This is a genomic window from Achromobacter sp. GbtcB20 (assembly GCF_019091095.1).
GTDB classification, from domain to species: Bacteria; Pseudomonadota; Gammaproteobacteria; order Burkholderiales; family Burkholderiaceae_B; genus Achromobacter; species Achromobacter mucicolens.
Genome location: NZ_JAGXJZ010000092.1, coordinates 1 through 765, shown reverse-complemented (window position 1 = coordinate 765; position 765 = coordinate 1). Strand labels below are relative to the sequence as shown.

General features: G+C 69.8%; 1 protein-coding gene and 1 pseudogene. One reads left to right on the top strand and one right to left on the bottom strand.

The annotated features are described in order from the left end of the window. Positions 1-175: pseudogene (locus KVT32_RS27935) on the top strand (IS3 family transposase); the annotation flags it as partial. Between the two features lie 145 nt (positions 176-320). Here KVT32_RS27935 and KVT32_RS27930 read toward each other — a convergent pair. Then, positions 321-765 (bottom strand): ADP/ATP-dependent (S)-NAD(P)H-hydrate dehydratase (locus KVT32_RS27930; RefSeq protein WP_217619179.1); only part of this gene is annotated, 445 nt, incomplete at its 5' end.

The following is a 765-nucleotide window of genomic DNA, read 5'->3' as shown; positions in this document are numbered from 1 at the left end:
GTTAATCCACCGCCGCGCCCCCTGGAAAACACGTGAAGCCGTTGAGTTAGCCACGCTGGAATGGGTTTCCTGGTTCAATCACCACCGCTTGCTGGAGCCGCTCGGCTATATACCGCCGGCGGAAGCTGAGGCAAACTATTACAAGCAGTTGAGCAGTCAGGCTCTTCCGGCCTGACTCACACTAACCGGCCTCTACGAAAGCCGGGGCGGTTCAATCTGCAACGTTGGGGATTTTGTAGGGTGGGCTCTTGAGCCCACGCGGTCGTACCGGCGCGCACCTGGCGAGAGCGCGTGGGCACGAGTGCCCACCCTACGAACGCTCAGCGCGCGGACACGAGTCCGTTCAGCACCTTGCGTATCGCCGCCGGCAATTCCCCGGCCGTCATCCCGATCGGGCCGACGCCTTCCTCGACCAGCCGGTCCGCCGCCGCGCCATGCAGCCACACCGCGCCGACGGCCGCTTCCCAGGCCGGCCAGCCCTGGGCCAGCAGGGCGCCGCAGACGCCCGCCAGCACGTCGCCGGTGCCGCCCGTGGCCAGGCCCGGGTTGCCGGTCGGGTTGAGCGCCATGCAGCCTTCCTGGGCCGCGATGACGGTGCCCGAGCCCTTGAGCACGGCGACCGCATTGAAGCGGCGCGCCAGGTCGCGCGCCGCCTTCATGCGGTCGGCCTGGACCTCGGCGGCGCCGATCCCGAGCAGGCGCGCCGCCTCCAGCGGATGCGGCGTGACGATCGTCTCGCCCTGGCGCCGCGCCAGGCGCGCCTGC